Raw genomic sequence first — 17,006 nt, 5'->3', positions numbered from 1 at the left:
CTGCGGATGATACCGTTCCTTCGTCTTTCAGAAGGTGATTTGATGGTATCCGAGACCTACCCGCGCAATCTCGTCGGCTACGGGCGTCAGACGCCCGATCCGAAGTGGCCGGGCGACGCGCGCGTCGCCGTGCAGTTCGTCATCAATTACGAGGAGGGCGGCGAAAGCTGCATCCTCGAAGGCGATCCGGCGTCCGAAAACCTGCTGTCGGAGATCGTCGGCGCGGCCGCCTGGCCGGGGCAGCGCAATCTCAACATGGAATCGATCTACGAATATGGTTCGCGCGCCGGCTTCTGGCGGCTCTGGCGGATGTTCACCGGTCTCAAGGTGCAGGCGACCGTCTACGGCGTGACGCTGGCGATGGCGCGCAATCCCGAAGCCGTCGCCGCCATGAAGGAGGCCGGTTGGGAGATCGCCAGCCACGGTTATCGCTGGCTGGAATACAAGGATTTCCCCGAGGATCTGGAGCGCAAGCACATTCTCGAAGCCGTGCGCCTGCATACCGAACTCACCGGCGAACGGCCCTACGGGATGTATCAGGGCAAACCTTCCGACAACACGCTGCGACTGGTGCAGGAAGAGGGCGGTTTCCTTTATTCCTCCGATTCCTACGCCGACGACCTGCCCTACTGGGTGAAAGGCGTCGACGGGAAGCCCTTTTTGATCATCCCCTATACGCTCGAAACCAATGACATGCGTTTCGCCACGCCGCAGGGTTTCAATGCCGGCGACCAGTTCTTTACCTATCTCAAGGATGCTTTCGACACGCTTTATCAGGAAGGCAAGGACGGCAGCCCGAAGATGATGTCGGTCGGCCTGCACTGCCGTCTCGTCGGGCGTCCGGGCCGGGCAGCCGCTCTGAAGCGCTTCATCGAATATGTACTGAAGCATGACAAGGTCTGGATTCCGCGCCGCATCGAGATCGCCGAGCACTGGCACAAGCATCATCGGCCGGATGCGCTCTAATGCTGTCGCGTGAGGATTTCGTTTCCCGCTTCGGCGGCGTCTTCGAACATTCGCCTTTCATTGCCGAACGCGCCTATGATGCGGGCAGCGTGACGGAGCCGCTGACGGCATCAGCTGTGCATGCAGCGCTCACCGCCGCCTTCCGTGCGGCAAGCCGTGAGGAGCGTCTCGGCGTGTTGCGTGCCCATCCCGATCTTGCCGGGCGTCTGGCGATAGCGGGTGAACTCACGGAAGACAGCCGGAAGGAGCAGGCCGGCGCCGGTCTCGATCGGCTGAGCCCGGCCGAACATGCCCGCTTCACCGAACTTAATGCGGCCTATGTCGAAAAATACGATTTTCCCTTCATCATCGCCGTCAAAGGACTCGACAAGGACGACATCCTTTCGGCCTTCGAATTGCGGATCGGCAATGGCCGGGATGAGGAATTCGCGACCGCCACGACACAGGTCGAACGGATCGCGCTGCTGCGCCTGACATCGATGTTGCCGGAGGGCAAATGAGCGAGCCTCGTGCTATCGACTATCTCAATGAAATGCAGAAGGCGGCAGCCGAAGCGCTATACTTCGTGGGCGGAATGGATGAGGCGGCCTTCGCCGAGGACAATCTCACCTTCAAGGCGGTCGCCTTCTGCCACTTCACCATAGGCGCGGCTGCGTCCCGACTGCTCGTAGCCCATCCGGAATTCGCAACCGAGCATCCCACTCTGCCGTGGACGAAAATCTGCGGAACGGGCAATCGTATCCTGGAAGACGTCTTCGCCCTCGATGCCTCCGACATCTGGGATGCAACCTATCGCACGCTGCCGGAACTTCTCATCGAGATCGACGCCATTCGTCACTGGCATGCCGAAGGCGAGTGAACCATTGTCCGATTTTCTCGACATCCGCCCGCTTACCAGATCGGTATTCGCCCCTTTCGGCGAGGTGATCGAAGCCGATCCAGCCTCGATGCGGCTCATCAATGGCGGCACTACCGAGCGCTTCCATGCACTGGCCGCGGCGGAGGCGGCGGGCGAGGGAGCGCGCGTCATCATCAATCTCTTTCGCGGCCAGCCGCGCAGCTTCCCCTATGACGTCGACATGATGGAGCGCCATCCCTTCGGCAGTCAGAGTTTTTCGCCGATTTCGGGCCGGCCCTTCCTCGTCGTTGTCTCCGAGGACGAGGGCGGACGTCCGGGAAAGCCGCAGGTGTTTTTCGCGCGAGGGGACCAGGGCGTGAACTACCGCCGCAATGTCTGGCATCATCCGCTGATGGCACTCGGCCAGACCTCCGATTTTCTGGTCGTCGACCGCGACGGCCCTGGCAATAATCTGGAGGAATTCTTCTTCGAAACCCCCTATGTCATCAAAGAGCCAGCCCCATGACCGGACTGACGACACATGTTCTCGACACCGCCCTCGGCACGCCGGCCAAGGGGCTCAGGATCGATCTTTTCCAGCTCGACGGCGAGATTCGCAGACATCTGAAAACGGTTGAGACCAATGCGGACGGCCGGGTCGATGGTGGCCCGATCCTTGCCGGCGAAAATTTTCACGTCGGCACCTACGAGTTGGTCTTCCACGCCGGCGAGTATCTCAGGGCCTGCGGCACGCCGTTGCCGCATCCGGCCTTCCTCGATCTGGTGCCGATCCGCTTCGGCATTGCCGATGTCACGGCGCATTACCATGTACCGCTCCTGCTTTCGCCTTACGGCTATTCAACCTATCGCGGCAGCTAAATGAAGTTTGCTGCGATCGCTGATATTCACGGCAACCATATGGCGCTCGAGGCGGTGCTTGCGGACAGCCGGGCTCAGGGCATCGAGGAAGTCGTCAATCTTGGCGACTTCTTCAGCGGGCCGCTGGAGGCTGGACGGACGGCCGATATGCTGATTCCGCTCGGGCTGACCTCTGTTCGTGGCAATCATGATCGCTATCTGATCGAGCAGGATCCGGCAGCCATGCATGTCTCGGATGCCGCCGCCCACCGGCAGCTGACGCCGTCCCATCTCGATTGGCTGCGGGATCTGCCGTTCGATGTCGTCTATCGCGGCGAGGCCTATCTCTGCCACGCGTCGCCGAAAGACGACAATCTCTACTGGCTGGACTCCGTATCGCCGGAGGGGCACGTCTTCCTGAAGCCGATCGAAGCGATCGAGGCGCTCGCCGAAGGCATCGACCTGCCGCTGATCCTCTGCGGCCACAGTCACATTCCCCGTGCCGTCCGACTCTCGGACGGCCGGCTGATCGTCAATCCCGGCAGCGTCGGCTGCCCTGCCTATGACGACGTGCTGCCCTATTATCACAAAGTCGAAGCGGGCCATCCGCTGGCGAGCTATGCCATTCTGGAAAAGACGGCGGCCGGATGGATGTGGCAGTTCCGAGCCGTCGCCTATGACCACATGGCGATGTCGGCACTGGCCGCCGAAAGGGGCCGTGCCGACTGGGCGAGCGCGCTGGCGACAGGCTGGGTGCGATAGCTCGAACCTGCCTGCGTTGGATTATTCCTTCTTCGGCGCCTGAGGGGCCATCGGCGTTGCCGGGGCTGCGGCCGATGCTGCCGGCTTTGCCGAAGCCGTGGCCGGGATTGCAGGCCTTGCCGGAGGTGCAGCCGGCTTTGCCGGTTTTGCGCCATCGAGATTGCCAAGGAGGGATGAAATGGCGTTATCGCCGTCGAAGCCGGCTTCCTTCAACAATTTGTCGAGGATCGGCTTGTTGGCCTGATAGGAGAGCAACTGGCCGGCCAGCCCGTCGCCGAGACCGATGCCGCTTTCACCGTTCGCGCCGTTTCCGCGGCCGAGCATGCCGCCGGTGTCGAAGATGCGGATATCGGAGATCTTCTCGATCGGCTTGACCGCCTCGGCGAGCGCCTCGGGAATGATGCGGATACGCTCACGGGTGATCTCGAACTCGATGATGGTCTGGCTGAGCTTGTTGCGGGCCTCGTTGAGAAGCGCCTCGCTTTCAGCCTGAGCCCGGCCGGTTTCGAGGATACCCTTGGCCTTGATGATCGCCGCATCGGCTTCCGCGGTCGCAAGCGTCTTGATGGCTTCCGCCTGATCGATCGCGGCCTGTTTCTCGGCCTCCGCGCCGACGGTGACGGCGGTGGCTTCGGTTTCGGCGGTTTTACGCGCGTCGATCACGGCGATCTGCTTTTCGCGTTCGGCAATTTCGATCGCCTTGGCGGTGCCGACCTTTTCCTCTGCCGCGATCGCCCGGGCGCGGGCCATTTCGGCAGTCGCCTTTGCCTCGGATTCTTCGCGGCTCTTGTTGGCTACGGCGATGGCGCTTTCCTGGGCCACGATCTGAAGGTCACGCTTGGCTTCGGTATCGCGCTGCTGGACGGCGCGGGCGGCATCGATGTTTGCGCTTTCGCGGGCTTGCTTGGCGGCGGCCTCGCGTTCGGCGATCGCTTGTTCGGAGGCGATGCGGGCCTCCTCCTCGGCGCGTTTGGCCGCCTGTTCCTGCTGTGCGGTTTCGGCGCGGGTCGCGGCGGATTTGTTGGCGATGTCGCGTTCCTGATTGAGCTCGGCTTCGCGCTTCGTCCGCTCGATCGCCAGCGATTGCTGGCGGGCCTCCAGATCCTTCTGGGCGATGGCGACTTCGGTGTCGCGAACGATTTCGTTTCGCTCCTTCTTGCGGCCCTCGGTGATGCGGGTCAGCGCCGCAAGACCTTGGGCGTCGAAGAAGTTGTTGGCATTGAAATGCTTGATGTCGGTCTGGTCGAGACGCGTCAGTGACACGGATTCAAGCTCGAGACCGTTCGACTGGAGGTCGGCGCCGACGGCTTCCTGCACGGCCTTGACGAAATCCATGCGCTGCTCCTGCAGCGCGTCGAGGTTCATGGTCGCAGCCACGGAGCGAAGGCCATCGACGAATTTCGCCTCGATCAGGATGCGAAGCGCCTCGGCATCGTTGGTGCGGCTGCCGAGCGTCTGGGCGGCCAGCGCGATCGAGGAGCCGTCGGGTTTGACGCGGACGTAGAATTCGGCACCGATATCGACGCGCATGCGATCCTTGGTGATCAGCGCATCGCCTTCGCCGCGGCGGACTTCGAGGCGCAGCGTCTTGAGGTTCACCCGGGCGATCGAGTGGAAGATCGGCAGGACGACGGAACCGCCGTCGAGCACGACCTTCTGGCCGCCGAGGCCGGTGCGCACATAGGCCTCATCGCGGCTGGAGCGCGTATAGAGAGAGGCGAGGACAAAACCGATGCCAAAGATCAGAACGATGCCGATACCGGCCGGTAGAATAATGTCATACATCATGGCTGCTCCCTGAAAGATTGATTGTCCGCTCCGGCGGCATCCGCCAGTGCAGGAATGGCGATAAATACATCTGCCTTGCGATCGACGAGGAGAACCTCGGTGCCGACCTTGAGAGGGCCCTGGTCTCTAGCGGCCTTGGCTCTCAGCACGTGCCAGTTTCCATGTTGGTCTTTGACGCGGACGCGCCCCGGCAGTCCCTGGTCGAGCGGGCCGAGCGATACTTCGGCGGTCCGGCCGATCAACGTGTCGAGATCGACTGCATAGGTCTCGTCGTGCGGCACGATCCGCGCCACTGTTCTGCTCGACGCCCTGACCATGGGGACGGCGACCAGGATGGCGGGAATGGCGGCGACGGCGGCGGGAAACGGCGCCCAGAAGGCGTTGGCGACGGCCTGTATGGCAAAGCCCGTCATGGCGAAGAAGCCGAGCGCCAGCATGATGAGGATGAGCAGGGGAACGCCGCCGAGATTGAGCCAGGAGAGATAGCCCGAAAACCCGTCATGGCCATGGAAATCCGGTTTTCCCAGAAATTCCATGATCGAAAAACCCATGACGGTCGCAAGCATCTCGATTGCGGTCAGGCCTGCGAGCACGGCGGCGGCGATGGCGAAGGGAGCACATTCGGGGGCGAAGAGAAGTGCCATCGGCGTTACCGGTTATCCGCCTTGAAGCGTGCGAGGCGCGCCTCGATCGCCTGTTCGCGGTGCAGCCGGTCAAGTTCGTCCAGTTCGGAACTATGGCCATGGTCGCCTGAAGGAACGCCGGTCAGCCGCGAGACCGCCGCCGCAGCCCGGGCAGCATCGGCGCCCGGCGCGGGCCGGCTGTGACCGGGTGCGGTGTCTTCGGGATGCCTGGCGATGCTGCGCTTGAAATCGGCAAGGCGGGCGTCGGCCTCGCGGCGCGTGGCGAGCACGGCCTGCAGGGCTTTCTGACCTTCGTCCAGTTGTTGCCTGGCATCGGCCAGGGCCTTGTCGAGCGCCGCGATCTGGGATTCGAGATCGATCTGGCGGGCGACGCCGGCCTTTGCGAGATCGTCGCGCCCGGAGGAGACGGCGAGGCGAATCTTCTCATCGAGCGCACTCATGTCTTCGACGATTTCGTCGCGGCGGCTCTGGATGCGGTATTCCTCGGCGCGCGCCTTGCCGAGATCGGTGCGGGCCTCGTCCGCTGCCGCATCGATCTCGCGGATCGCCTGTTCGATGACGGCGATCTTGTTAACGCCTTCCGCCCTGTCGATCGCCGCATTGGCGATGCCCGCGATCAGGCGGCCCATGCGTGAAAGAATGCCTTCATTCGTCATGTTTTCCTCCATCCGTGCGGAATTCGGCGTGACGCCGATGTGAATCTCGTAGTGATCGGGGCCGGCAACGAGATAGGCCGGAAAAATGCTCTCCCATCCCCTGGAATAACCGGCGACGTCGAAGGGCACGGCAACGCGCCCGTGCACCGTAGCGATGGTCAGGTCCGCAGGTCCTTTGATGGCGAAAAGCTTGTCGTCGAGCGGCATCTGCGGCGGATCGGCGATCACGCCGCGATTGGCGGCGAAATCGCGAAGCCCGAGCGTCACCAGCCGTGCCGGCAGGCCCGTCTGTTCGCGGACGGTTTCATAGGCAAGCTCATGCAGGACGACGAGATTGGCGCCCGCCTTGTCGTCGATGATTTCGGCGAGAATGTCGATCATCCTGCGATAGGCGGCAATGGTGTCATCCAGCGCCTGCCGGGCCTGGTCATCAGGCGCCAGCGTGTAGCGCAGCAGCGATGGGTGAGATGTCTTACCTGTGTTCGCCATAGTATAAAACATAAAGCACCGCTTTTGTGCTTTCAAGAGGTCGCGCCAAAAATACAACCTTGTTTTACAATGTAGGCACCGGGAGAGAGGCTTGGAAGAAGCGCTTGCGAAGCAACTCGAAAGAAACAGTGTTCGACGTAGTTTCCGGAATACATTGCCGATGGAAGAACCAGCGGCCAGTCGGGGGTCCGCGCTCTACCGGGCGGCCCTGTGCGCCTCGCGAATACCGGCGCCGATACGGTTGATGATGGTCCATACGAGAAGTAGAGCCACCATTGCCCAAAGCCAGAAGGTCCATGCTGCGAACGTACCGCCAACGGCGACAAAGAGGCCGAGGGCGCCGAAAAGCACCGCACGGTCGCTCTTGCCCAGCGGCCCGTCGTAACGCCGGCTTGCCCCGACCGTTTGACCCAGGACACCGGCAAATTCCGTCAGCGCCGAGAGGAATATGACGGCCATTGCCGGCATCATACCGTTCGGATCGATGAGCGCAAACGGCAGATACAGGGCGGCATCCGATATGACGTCACCGATCTCGTTGAGATAAGCGCCCAAAATGCTCTTCTGCCCATGTTCGCGTGCGAGCATGCCGTCAATGGCATTGAGGCCCATGCGCAGGAGAAACCAAACAGGCACCAAGAGAAAACAACGCGGAAGCGGAGCGATGCTCAGAAAAAGGCCAAGTGCAACCGAGACGGCGGCAGCAACTAAAGTCACCTGATTGGCGGTAATGCCTCGCACCGCCAGGGAGCGCACCAGAGGGCGGAGAATATCCTGAAATCGGGACTTCAATTGGTAAACGGACATGCTACCTCAGTGGAATTTTGTGGCATGGTAATAGTCTATCGGCTCGGACGTGCAGATCGTCGTACTTGTGAGGAAGTCCACGTCATGTCGATCTTCGCAAGGACTTACATTTGCAGCTAGACTTTTGCAATAAAAGCAATTCACTGTTGCCGCCATTGGTTGCAACCCATCCATTAATCAGAATTGGAGAAGACCGTGCTGCAAACTGCCGATAGTGAGCAATCGTCCTCGACGGTCAGATCAATGCGTGAATCCGAATTTGTCTCGCATGACGGAACTCGACTGTTTTATCGGACGTGGCCCGCGACCGGCGCTGTAGCGAAGGGCGCGATCATTCTTCTCCATCGCGGCCACGAGCATAGCGGCCGCGTCGCCCATCTCGCCACCGAGCTCGGCCTTGGTGATTTTGCCTTCTACGCCTGGGACGCACGCGGCCACGGGCGTTCACCGGGAGAGCGCGGCTATTCGCCATCCTTTGCCGCCTCGGTGCGAGATCTCGATTGCTTCGTCCGCCATGTCAGCGAGACCAGCGGTACTTCGGTCGAAGACATCGCCGTCATTGCGCAGAGCGTCGGCGCGGTGCTGGCCAGCACCTGGGTGCACGACTATGCGCCGCCGATCCGTGCGCTCGTGCTGGCCTCACCGGCCTTCAGCGTCAAGCTCTACGTTCCGTTTGCGAGGGAAGGCATTGCGCTCTGGGAAAAGCTGAAGGGAACGTTCTTCGTCAATTCCTATGTCAAGGCGAGGTATCTGACGCATGATCCCGAACGCATCGCCTCTTATGAAGCGGACCCAATGATCACCCGGCCGATTGCCTCCAACATTCTGGTGCAGCTCTATGAGGCGGCAGCCCGCGTCGTCAGCGACGCCCGCGCCATCACCGTTCCGACCCAGTTGCTGATCTCCGGCAGCGACTGGGTGGTGCGACACGCGCCGCAGCACCGGTTTTACGAAAACCTCGGCAGCCGCATCAAGGAACGGCATGTGCTTGCTGGCTTCTACCACGACACGCTTGGCGAAAAGGACCGTGCGATTGCGCTCGCCGAGATCCGCCGTTTTGTCGATGCGCGTTTCGCCGAGCCCCGGACGCCCGCCGACCTTCGCACCGCCCATATCCAGGGCTATACCAAGGACGAGGCCGACCGGCTGGCGAGCCCGCTGGACGCCACATCCCCACGCGGCGTCTACTGGGCGCTCAGCCGCCTCAACATCAGGCTCGGCGCACTGGTCTCCGAAGGCATAAGGACCGGGGTCAAGACCGGCTTCGATTCCGGCTCGACGCTCGATTACGTCTACGAGAACGAGCCGCGGGGGCTCGGTCCCGGCGGGCGGTTGATCGACAAGGTGTTCCTCGAGGCGATCGGCTGGCGCGGCATCAGGCAGCGCAAGCTGCATTTGCAGGAACTGATCGATCAAGGGCTGCAGCGTCTGAAAGCAGCCGGCCGCAGTACCCATATGCTCGACATCGCGGCCGGTCACGGCCGTTACGTCCTCGATGCGATCGAGACGGCTGCCGTGCGTCCCGATAGTGCGCGGCTGCAGGATTATTCCCCGATCAATGTCGAGGCCGGCCGCAACAGCATTGCCGCGCGTGGGCTTGGTGATTTCGTGAGCTTCCGCCAGCAGGATGCCTTTGACGGCGAGGGCTTGGCTGCAATCGTGCCGGCTCCGGATCTGGCGATCGTCTCCGGCCTATATGAACTCTTTTCCGACAATGCGATGATCGCCGCTTCGCTCGACGGGATCGCTCGCGCGATGCGGCCCGGTGGCCTGCTCGTCTACACCAACCAGCCATGGCATCCGCAACTGGAGATGATCGCCCGCGCGCTGACCTCCCACCGTGGCGGTCAGGCGTGGGTGATGCGGCGGCGCACGCAAGAGGAAATGGACCAGCTGGTCGCCGCGGCCGGTTTCCGCAAGATCGAACAGCGCATCGACCAGTGGGGCATTTTCACCGTCTCTCTGGCCGAGAGAGTTTGAGGGCAAAGCCTTGGGGCAGGCACGTTCTCCTCTTTCGCAGACAGCGCCGGTCCTGAAGCGGGCGGCGCTCTGGCTCGCCTTTCTGGCGCCGTTCTTCTATCTGAGCTATGGCGGCGCCAACTGGCTGGCGTCGCAACGCGCTCATGTGCCGAACATCGCCTTCGCATGGGAAAGCGCCATTCCGTTCTTCGGATGGACGATCATTCCATATTGGTCGATCAATCTGTTCTACGGGCTCTGCCTGTTCATCAACACGACGCCGCGCGACGTGGATAGGCTCGCGCGGCGTTATCTAACGATCCAGTTGATCGCGGTCGCTTGCTTTATCGCGTTTCCGCTCGAAGCAATCTTCGTGCGGCCGGCAACGAGCGGCCTGCCGGGTTTCATGTTCGCCGTCCTCGGCGGCTTCGACAAGCCGTTCAACCAGGCGCCGTCGCTGCATATCGCGCTGCTGGTGGTGATCTGGGACCATCTGCGCGGCTGGCTGCCGCGGAGGATGCGGCTTCTCTGGCATTTCTGGTGCTTCCTCATCGGCGCCTCCGTGCTGACGACGTGGCAGCATCACGTCATGGACATACCGACGGGCGTGCTGCTCGGCCTGCTTGCCACCTGGCTTTTCCCGCGCAATGCGGTTTCCCCTCTCGCCAATTTCGCTTTGAGCGGAGATCCGAAGTCGCGCCGACTCGGCATCTACTATCTGTGCGGCACCGTGGCGTTTCTCGGCCTTGCGACGCTCTTTACTCCTCTGTCGGCGGCAGCACTTCTGTTGCTCTGGCCGGCCGTTGCACTGGCGATCGTCGCGGTCGGATATTTCGGCGCCGGTCCGCAAATATTCCTGAAACGCGCCGATGGCCGAGCCGCACTGACCAGCCGCTGGCTGTTGGCACCCTACCGGCTCGGCGCTGTCATCAACGTTTGGCTCTGGACCCGGAAAATGCCGTCATCCGTGGTGATCGCTGACGGCGTCCATCTCGGCCGTTTTCCGCGTCGCCACGAGGCCGACCGTTTTGCCACGGTGATCGACATTACCGGTGAACTTCAGCGCCCAAGCGGGACGCTTGCGCGTTGGTGCAGCTTTCCGACCCTTGATCTTACGGGCCTCGACAAGATTCAGATGCGAGCAGCGGCGAACCTCATCGAGATCGCGCGTCACCAGGGGCCGGTCCTCGTCTGCTGTGCGCTCGGTTTCCAGCGGAGCGCCGGCGTCATCGTGCATTGGCTGCTCATCAGCCGACGTTGTGAAAATCCGGCCGAAGCGCTGCGGCTGATCGAACGGGCGGGGCGGCGTGTTCATCTGCCCGAAGAAAGCATCCATGCGGTGACGGAGGGCTTGCAATGACGCAGTGGAATGCCACGGCCTCGGCGGCGGCGCGAAGTCTCGGCCGCAATTCGATCGCCTGCGGGCTGACGGCGCTGTTGCCGCTGACCGCCGGCCCGATCCTCGCGGGATATCGAGGCTTCGCTCCCGCGCTCGGCTGGCTCTTGATGCTCTTTTTCTGCGGGATCGTCCTTGCGCTGGCGATCCATCTCCTCTTCGATGCGCTGTTGTTCCGCCTCGCGTCGAGCCACGAGACAGAGGCTGCAGGTCTCGCCGCTGTAGACGACGTGCTGTCCCGAATGCAGCTTCGCAAGTTTGACGGGGCCGCGCGTGGCCTCGAGAGGCGGATTGCCGGATCGCGCCGCATCGTCTGGCGGCAGCGTTTTGCGCTCGCCATCTATCTCGTGATTTTCGCGATCCTTCTGTTCAATGCGAGCGACGGCCAGGCGCTGCCGACTTCTCTCAGCTTCGCCCTGATATGATCGACGCGTTTACGTCGTTGATGTCGCGCTTGCCGCAGAGCGCCATGGTGATGTCCATCTCCTTGCGAATGATGTCGAGTGCCAGCGTGACGCCGTCCTTGCCCATGGCGCCGAGCCCATAGAGGAAGGCGCGGCCGATATAGGTGCCCTTCGCGCCGAGCGCCACGGCCTTCAGCACGTCCTGGCCGGAGCGGATGCCGCCGTCGAGATGGACTTCGATGCGATCGCCGACAGCCTCGACGATCGCAGGCAGCATGCTGATCGACGAGGGGGCGCCGTCGAGCTGACGGCCGCCGTGGTTCGAGACGATGATCGCATCGGCGCCGGTATCGGCCGCAGCCTTCGCGTCTTCCGGATCGAGGATCCCCTTGATGATCAGCGGGCCGCCCCATTGCTCCTTGATCCAGGCGATATCAGCCCAGGACAGCCGCGGGTCGAATTGCTCGTGCGCAAACTTGGGCACTGAGGCGACATTGGCAACGTTCTTTGCATGGCCGACGATATTGCCGAAGTATCGGCGTTTCGTCTGCAGCATATCAAGGCACCAAGAAGGCCGGGTTGCCATCTGCCAGATATGTTTCGCGGTCAATTTCGGCGGGGCCGAGAGACCGTTGCGCAGGTCCTTATGGCGCTGGCCGAGGATCTGCAGGTCGGCCGTCAGCACCAGCGCCGAGCATTTCGCCGCCTTGGCGCGGCGGATGAGGTCGAGGACGAAATCCTTGTCCCTCATCACATAGAGCTGGAACCAGAAGGGACGCGTCGTCACTGAGGCGACGTCCTCGATCGAGCAGATGCTCATCGTCGAAAGCGTGAAGGGAACGCCGAATTCTTCCGCCGCGCGCGCCGCCAGCATCTCGCCATCGGCATGCTGCATACCGGTCATGCCGGTCGGCGCAAGAGCAACCGGCATGGACACTTTCTGGCCGATCATCGTCGTTTCGAGCGTGCGATTGGTCATATCCACCAGCACGCGCTGGCGCAGCTTGATCTCACCGAAATCGCTCTCATTCGCCCGATAGGTGGATTCCGTCCAGGCGCCCGAATCCGCATAGTCGAAAAACATTTTCGGCACGCGGCGCTGCGCGAGCTTTTTCAGATCGGCGATGGTGAGCGGAGTGGCCATGAATGGAACCCTTCACATCTGAACGCGGCTATCGTCCGTAGCATGAAATTCGCATGAGTTTATGGGGAATCTGCCGTGTCAGGCTTGGGAGCAACAGAGGCATCATCGAAGCACCGCTTTCAAAGCGACGCCCGCCACGTAAGTCTCCGCGATCGACCGGTCGTCACCCATCGTCTGCATGAGGAAGAGTTCTTCGGGCAGGGTCTTCACCGTTTCCATCTTCAGCGCCATGGCCGGGGTCGCGGCCGCGTCGAGGACGACGAGGTCGGCTTCGGTGCCGGGTTCCAGCGTGCCGATCCGGTCGGCGAGCGACAGCGCCTCGGCATTGCCGCGGGTCATCAGATAATAGCTTTCCAGCGGGTTCAACCGTTCGCCGAGCAGCTGCTGGATCTTGTAGGCCTCGTCCATGGTTTTCAGCATCGAATAGCTGGAGCCGCCGCCGATATCGGTGGCGACGCCGATGCGGACCGGTTTTTGGCGCCGCGTCAGCGCCTTCAGTGGAAACAGGCCGGAACCGAGGAAAAGGTTCGAGGTCGGGCAATGGACGGCGACGGCGCCGGCCTCGCTCATGACGTCGGCCTCGCGTTCGGACAGGTGGATGGCGTGGCCAAAGAGGCTTTTCGGCCCGAGCAGGCCGTAGCGGGCGTAGATGTCGGTATAGTCGATCGCCTCAGGATAGAGCTCGCAGGTGAATTTGATCTCGTCGTGGTTTTCCGAAAGATGCGTCTGGATGTGCAGGTCGGGAAATTCGCGGGCCAGCGCCGAGGTCGCCTCCATCTGCGCCGGCGTCGAGGTGATGGCGAAGCGCGGGGTGATGGCAACGTGGTTGCGGCCTTTGCCGTGCCAGTCCGCTATCACCTGGCGGGTCTCGTCATAACCCATCTCCGGCGTGTCGAGCAGGCCCTGCGGGGCGTTGCGGTCCATCATCACCTTGCCGCCGACCATGCGCATGTTGCGCTTCATCGCCTCGGCGAAAAAGGCGTCAGCCGAGGTCTTGTGCACGGAGCAGTAGGCGACCGCCGTCGTCGTGCCGTGGCGGATCAGTTCATCGTAGAAATGTGTGGCGATCCTTTGCGCATGCGCGCTCTCGACGAAGCGGCATTCCTCCGGGAAAGTATAGGTGTTCAGCCATTCGAGCAGGTTGGCGGCATAGGAGGCGATCACCTGCATCTGCGGAAAATGCAGGTGCATGTCGATGAAGCCGGGCATAATGAGATGCGGGCGGTGGTCGATCTCGGCCGCGCCCTCGGCGGCTTTCGCCTTGACGTCGGCATAGGGGCCGATTGCTGCGATCAGCCCGTCCTCGATCAGCAGGCCACCGTCTTCCTCGTAGAGATAACTCTGGCTGTCGGCGAGACTCAGCGGCGCGCGATGGAAAGAGAGGAGGCGGCCGCGGAGAAGTGTCGTCGTCATTGTTTCTTGCCTTCGACTGCGCTTTCGAACCAGGCGACGAGCAGCCTGCGTTCGTCCGGCGTAATATCGGTCACGTTGCCGGGCGGCATGGCATGGCTGCGGCCCGCCTGTATATAGATTTCTCGGGCACGGGCGGCAATTTCTGCGTCGTTTTCGAGCATCACGCCCTTCGGCGGCCGCACGACGCCTTCATAGGCGGGCTCGGCGGCATGGCACATGGAACAGCGCGTCGAGACCAGTTGCTTGACGGCCGGAAAATGCGGATTTCCGGCGAATTGCTGGAAGGGGGGCGCGACTGCGGCCCCATCCGTCTCGCCCGTCAGCTGCTTCGGCACGGTCGAAAGCCACATCATCAGGATGAAGAGGATGACGGTGACGATCCATGTCCAGGTCGGGCGGCCTTTTCTCGCGTGGGTGGTGTTGAACCAGTGGCGGATGGTGACGCCCATCAGGAAGACCAGCGCCGCGATCACCCAGTTGAACTGTGTTCCGAAGGAGAGCGGATAATGGTTCGACAGCATGAAGAAGATGACGGGCAGGGTCAGGTAGTTGTTGTGCAGCGAACGCTGCTTGGCGATCTGGCCGTATTTCGGATCGGGCGTACGGCCGGCGATCAGATCGGCGACGACGATCTTCTGATTGGGGATGATGATCATGAAGACATTGGCCGACATGATCGTCGCGGTGAAGGCGCCGAGATGCAGGAAGGCGGCGCGGCCGGTGAAAAGCTGCGTATAGCCCCAGGCTATGAAGACGAGCACCACATAGAGCACCGCCATCAGACCCCATGTATTTCGTCCAAGCGGCGACTTGCAGAGCAGGTCATAGACGAGCCAGCCGAAGGCGAGCGATGCCAGCGAGATCAGGATTGCAACCGGCGGGCCGATATCGAGCACATGCCGGTCGATGAGGAAGAGGTCGGCACCGCCGTAATAGACGATGCAGAGCATGAGAAAGCCGGAGATCCAGGTGAAATAGCTTTCGTATTTGAACCAGGTCAGGTGCTCCGGCATTTGCGCGGGCGCCACCAGATATTTCTGGATGTGATAGAAGCCGCCGCCGTGGACCTGCCATTCCTCGCCATAGGCGCCGGGCGGCAGATGCGGGCGTTTCACCAGTCCGAGATCAAGCGCGATGAAATAGAAGGACGATCCGATCCAGGCGATCGCGGTGATGACATGGAACCAGCGCGCCGCGAAGGCCAGCCACTCCCATGCTATGGCATATTCATACATCGAGTTCCCCTATCTTCCTCCGACTCGTGACATTGCGAAAATTTTGCCGGGGAGGGAAGAGAAGATTGAAGAACCGCACATGCCTGTCGGTTTTCGTAATGGCGATAGCTCAAGGGAGCAACGGAATGATCAACGGAACGCACATCGTCGATATGTCGTTCCGTGCCTAAAAGCTGCCGAGAAGGCCGTGCATTATTACTGTCTCATATTGGATTTGCTAAAATTAGCGGATCTTGAAACTAGGATGCGCGGATACAGTTAGATTTGCAGGCCGCCGGCATGAAATAATAAGAACCGTTGGATATCGGCGGCGCATTCATCGACGGAGAGATGCCCATGCGCAGCATTCTGACGTGTGTGATGATGGCATACGCATCGTTGGCGATGGCTCACGATGCACCTTCGGGGTGGAGTTATGACCCCTATTGTTGCAATGGCGACAGTCATAATGGCGATTGCCAGATGATTCCGTCGAAAAGCGTCGCGGTGACACCAAACGGATATCGTGTGACGCTGATGCCGGGCGACCACAGGCTGGTGACGCATGCTCACGTTTTTCTGCTGCCGATGACGAAGGCGATGCAGTCCGGCGATGGTGATTATCACCTCTGTCTGTTCCCCAACGAGAACACGCCGCGCTGCTTCTACGCGCCGGAAATGGGGTTTTGAGCAAGTCCGGTTCGGCGTGATTGGCCCTGACGTGTTTGCCGGATTAACTTCCGGCGGCTTTCATCTCTTCCAGGATCCAATTGCGGAAGGCCTTGATCTTCGGCACGTTGCGGCGATTTTCAGGATAGGCGAGCCAGTAGGCTTTGCCGTCGCTGCGGGTCAGTTCAAAAGGCTGATAGAGCCGGCCGAGTGCGATTTCGGCCGCGTAGAAGGCCGGATGGAGGATGGCGACGCCGTGACCGGCGATCGCCGCATCGGCTTCCACCGCCTGCGAGCCGAGCTGGTTGCGCGGGCGCCGGTCGAGATCCGTCTCCGTGACGCCGGCTGCCTCGAACCATTGTTTCCACCAAATGTCCCCGGCGTCGAAGAGGTCGAATTTCAGGAGATCGCGCGGCTCCCTGATGCCGCCTGCCGATTCCGCCAGTTTCGGGCTCAGCATCGGAGTGAATTCAAGTCCCATCAGCCGGTGCAGCGTCAGCCCCGGCCAGTCGCCGTCGCCCCAGCGGATGCCGACGTCGATCTGCTCGCGGGCGAAGTCGATGATGTCGGAGGTCGCCTGGAACCGAACCGCGATCGCCGGATGCTTCAAATGGAAGGAGCCGAGGCGCGGCGCCAGCCATTTCGACGCGAAGGTATGGGTCGAACTGATGGCGAGCGTGCCTTCGACGCTGTCGCGCGCCGTCGCCATGGCGTCATGCAGCATGGCGAAGGCTTCAGTCACCTTCGGCGCCAGCCGCTCGCCGGTCTCCGTCAGCGCGATCTGGCGCGGGCGGCGCAGGAAGAGCGGCTCGCCGACATTCTCCTCCAGCAATTTGACCTGATAGCTGACGGCCGTCTGCGTCATGCCAAGTTCGTTGCCCGCCTTGGTGAAACTGCCGAGCCGGGCGGCGGCCTCGAAGACGCGCAGCGCATTCAGCGGGAATTGTTTCGAGAGTTTCATGGATAAGTTCTCTTGATGCAGGCAGACGGTCGTTCGAT

At 61.8% G+C, this 17,006-nt stretch carries 18 protein-coding genes; 10 read left to right on the top strand and 8 right to left on the bottom strand.

Annotation, left to right across the window (positions count from 1 at the left end; genetic code table 11):
- The first annotated feature begins 42 nt into the window (after window positions 1-42).
- From puuE to AMK02_RS15850, 6 genes are read left to right on the top strand one after another with little or no spacing between them, the layout of a single operon-like run.
- Entirely contained in the window at window positions 43-966 is a 924-nt protein-coding gene (gene puuE / locus AMK02_RS15875; protein ID WP_064804260.1) for an allantoinase PuuE, read from the top strand.
- Window positions 966-1,466, top strand: a complete 501-nt coding sequence (gene uraD, locus AMK02_RS15870; protein WP_064804258.1) for a 2-oxo-4-hydroxy-4-carboxy-5-ureidoimidazoline decarboxylase — start codon at window positions 966-968, stop codon at window positions 1,464-1,466. The genes puuE and uraD overlap by 1 nt, the downstream gene beginning before the upstream one ends.
- Window positions 1,463-1,825: a HepT-like ribonuclease domain-containing protein gene (locus AMK02_RS15865; protein ID WP_064804256.1), complete on the top strand. Its 363-nt coding sequence runs from the start codon at window positions 1,463-1,465 to the stop codon at window positions 1,823-1,825. Before uraD ends, AMK02_RS15865 begins: the two co-directional genes overlap by 4 nt.
- The gene (locus AMK02_RS15860; RefSeq protein ID WP_189636974.1) at window positions 1,809-2,330 is read left to right on the top strand and encodes an ureidoglycolate lyase; all 522 of its coding nucleotides are present in this window, start codon (window positions 1,809-1,811) and stop codon (window positions 2,328-2,330) included. Before AMK02_RS15865 ends, AMK02_RS15860 begins: the two co-directional genes overlap by 17 nt.
- Window positions 2,327-2,683 (top strand): hydroxyisourate hydrolase, encoded by a 357-nt coding sequence (gene uraH / locus AMK02_RS15855; protein ID WP_064804252.1) that lies wholly within the window; start codon window positions 2,327-2,329, stop codon window positions 2,681-2,683. The genes AMK02_RS15860 and uraH overlap by 4 nt, the downstream gene beginning before the upstream one ends.
- Complete coding sequence (locus AMK02_RS15850) at window positions 2,684-3,424, top strand: metallophosphoesterase family protein (protein ID WP_064804250.1); 741 nt, start codon at window positions 2,684-2,686, stop codon at window positions 3,422-3,424.
- Between the two features lie 21 nt (window positions 3,425-3,445).
- Here AMK02_RS15850 and AMK02_RS15845 read toward each other — a convergent pair whose 3' ends face one another.
- The 4 genes from AMK02_RS15845 to AMK02_RS15830 all read right to left on the bottom strand — a co-directional run bounded on the left by AMK02_RS15845 (window position 3,446) and on the right by AMK02_RS15830 (window position 7,808).
- Entirely contained in the window at window positions 3,446-5,212 is a 1,767-nt protein-coding gene (locus AMK02_RS15845; protein ID WP_064804248.1) for a flotillin family protein, read from the bottom strand.
- Window positions 5,209-5,856, bottom strand: coding sequence for an OB-fold-containig protein (locus AMK02_RS15840; protein WP_064804246.1), 648 nt, complete (start codon window positions 5,854-5,856; stop codon window positions 5,209-5,211). Before AMK02_RS15840 ends, AMK02_RS15845 begins: the two co-directional genes overlap by 4 nt.
- A gap of 5 nt (window positions 5,857-5,861) precedes the next feature.
- Window positions 5,862-7,001, bottom strand: a complete 1,140-nt coding sequence (locus AMK02_RS15835) for a PspA/IM30 family protein (protein WP_145924233.1) — start codon at window positions 6,999-7,001, stop codon at window positions 5,862-5,864.
- A 195-nt stretch (window positions 7,002-7,196) separates the two neighbouring features.
- The gene (locus tag AMK02_RS15830) at window positions 7,197-7,808 is read right to left on the bottom strand and encodes a CDP-alcohol phosphatidyltransferase family protein (RefSeq protein ID WP_064804242.1); all 612 of its coding nucleotides are present in this window, start codon (window positions 7,806-7,808) and stop codon (window positions 7,197-7,199) included.
- Between the two features lie 195 nt (window positions 7,809-8,003).
- On the opposite strand from AMK02_RS15830, the gene AMK02_RS15825 reads away from it, so the two are divergent.
- The 3 genes from AMK02_RS15825 to AMK02_RS15815 are packed head-to-tail and all read left to right on the top strand — an operon-like array spanning window position 8,004 to window position 11,588.
- Entirely contained in the window at window positions 8,004-9,788 is a 1,785-nt protein-coding gene (locus AMK02_RS15825) for a bifunctional alpha/beta hydrolase/class I SAM-dependent methyltransferase (protein WP_064804240.1), read from the top strand.
- A gap of 10 nt (window positions 9,789-9,798) precedes the next feature.
- Window positions 9,799-11,127 (top strand): phosphatase PAP2/dual specificity phosphatase family protein, encoded by a 1,329-nt coding sequence (locus AMK02_RS15820; RefSeq protein WP_064804238.1) that lies wholly within the window; start codon window positions 9,799-9,801, stop codon window positions 11,125-11,127.
- On the top strand, window positions 11,124-11,588 hold the full coding sequence (locus tag AMK02_RS15815) for a hypothetical protein (RefSeq protein ID WP_064804236.1): 465 nt from the start codon (window positions 11,124-11,126) through the stop codon (window positions 11,586-11,588). Before AMK02_RS15820 ends, AMK02_RS15815 begins: the two co-directional genes overlap by 4 nt.
- On the opposite strand, the gene AMK02_RS15810 is transcribed toward AMK02_RS15815, so the two are convergent.
- From AMK02_RS15810 to AMK02_RS15800, 3 genes are all read right to left on the bottom strand, one after another.
- The gene (locus tag AMK02_RS15810) at window positions 11,569-12,711 is read right to left on the bottom strand and encodes an alpha-hydroxy acid oxidase (RefSeq protein WP_064804234.1); all 1,143 of its coding nucleotides are present in this window, start codon (window positions 12,709-12,711) and stop codon (window positions 11,569-11,571) included. The two genes, AMK02_RS15815 and AMK02_RS15810, sit on opposite strands and share 20 nt — an antisense overlap.
- Before the next feature lie 102 nt (window positions 12,712-12,813).
- Window positions 12,814-14,124: a guanine deaminase gene (gene guaD, locus AMK02_RS15805; protein WP_064804232.1), complete on the bottom strand. Its 1,311-nt coding sequence runs from the start codon at window positions 14,122-14,124 to the stop codon at window positions 12,814-12,816.
- Window positions 14,121-15,359 carry a urate hydroxylase PuuD gene (locus AMK02_RS15800; protein ID WP_064804230.1) on the bottom strand — a complete coding sequence of 413 codons (1,239 nt, stop codon included), beginning with the start codon at window positions 15,357-15,359 and terminating at the stop codon, window positions 14,121-14,123. Before AMK02_RS15800 ends, guaD begins: the two co-directional genes overlap by 4 nt.
- Window positions 15,360-15,695: 336 nt before the next feature.
- On the opposite strand from AMK02_RS15800, the gene AMK02_RS15795 reads away from it, so the two are divergent.
- Window positions 15,696-16,028, top strand: a complete 333-nt coding sequence (locus AMK02_RS15795) for a hypothetical protein (RefSeq protein WP_011426364.1) — start codon at window positions 15,696-15,698, stop codon at window positions 16,026-16,028.
- A 43-nt stretch (window positions 16,029-16,071) separates the two neighbouring features.
- On the opposite strand, the gene AMK02_RS15790 is transcribed toward AMK02_RS15795, so the two are convergent.
- A complete protein-coding gene (locus AMK02_RS15790; RefSeq protein ID WP_064804228.1) occupies window positions 16,072-16,968 on the bottom strand; it encodes a LysR substrate-binding domain-containing protein in 897 nt (298 codons plus the stop codon).
- Window positions 16,969-17,006 lie beyond the last annotated feature (38 nt).

Origin of the sequence: Rhizobium sp. N731 (assembly GCF_001664145.1) — a bacterium.
Classification (GTDB): Bacteria; Pseudomonadota; Alphaproteobacteria; order Rhizobiales; family Rhizobiaceae; genus Rhizobium; species Rhizobium esperanzae.
This window is presented reverse-complemented; position numbering and strand designations above follow the sequence as displayed.

Coding starts and splice junctions, on each gene's coding strand:
- AMK02_RS15830 (WP_064804242.1), bottom strand. CDS start 7,808: ATGTCCGTTTACCAATTGAAGTCCCGATTTCAGGATATTCTCCGCCCT.
- guaD (WP_064804232.1), bottom strand. CDS start 14,124: ATGACGACGACACTTCTCCGCGGCCGCCTCCTCTCTTTCCATCGCGCG.
- AMK02_RS15840 (WP_064804246.1), bottom strand. CDS start 5,856: ATGGCACTTCTCTTCGCCCCCGAATGTGCTCCCTTCGCCATCGCCGCC.
- AMK02_RS15815 (WP_064804236.1), top strand. CDS start 11,124: ATGACGCAGTGGAATGCCACGGCCTCGGCGGCGGCGCGAAGTCTCGGC.
- puuE (WP_064804260.1), top strand. CDS start 43: ATGGTATCCGAGACCTACCCGCGCAATCTCGTCGGCTACGGGCGTCAG.
- uraD (WP_064804258.1), top strand. CDS start 966: ATGCTGTCGCGTGAGGATTTCGTTTCCCGCTTCGGCGGCGTCTTCGAA.
- AMK02_RS15795 (WP_011426364.1), top strand. CDS start 15,696: ATGCGCAGCATTCTGACGTGTGTGATGATGGCATACGCATCGTTGGCG.
- AMK02_RS15790 (WP_064804228.1), bottom strand. CDS start 16,968: ATGAAACTCTCGAAACAATTCCCGCTGAATGCGCTGCGCGTCTTCGAG.
- AMK02_RS15810 (WP_064804234.1), bottom strand. CDS start 12,711: ATGGCCACTCCGCTCACCATCGCCGATCTGAAAAAGCTCGCGCAGCGC.
- AMK02_RS15860 (WP_189636974.1), top strand. CDS start 1,809: ATGCCGAAGGCGAGTGAACCATTGTCCGATTTTCTCGACATCCGCCCG.
- AMK02_RS15845 (WP_064804248.1), bottom strand. CDS start 5,212: ATGATGTATGACATTATTCTACCGGCCGGTATCGGCATCGTTCTGATC.
- uraH (WP_064804252.1), top strand. CDS start 2,327: ATGACCGGACTGACGACACATGTTCTCGACACCGCCCTCGGCACGCCG.
- AMK02_RS15835 (WP_145924233.1), bottom strand. CDS start 7,001: ATGGCGAACACAGGTAAGACATCTCACCCATCGCTGCTGCGCTACACG.
- AMK02_RS15850 (WP_064804250.1), top strand. CDS start 2,684: ATGAAGTTTGCTGCGATCGCTGATATTCACGGCAACCATATGGCGCTC.
- AMK02_RS15865 (WP_064804256.1), top strand. CDS start 1,463: ATGAGCGAGCCTCGTGCTATCGACTATCTCAATGAAATGCAGAAGGCG.
- AMK02_RS15800 (WP_064804230.1), bottom strand. CDS start 15,359: ATGTATGAATATGCCATAGCATGGGAGTGGCTGGCCTTCGCGGCGCGC.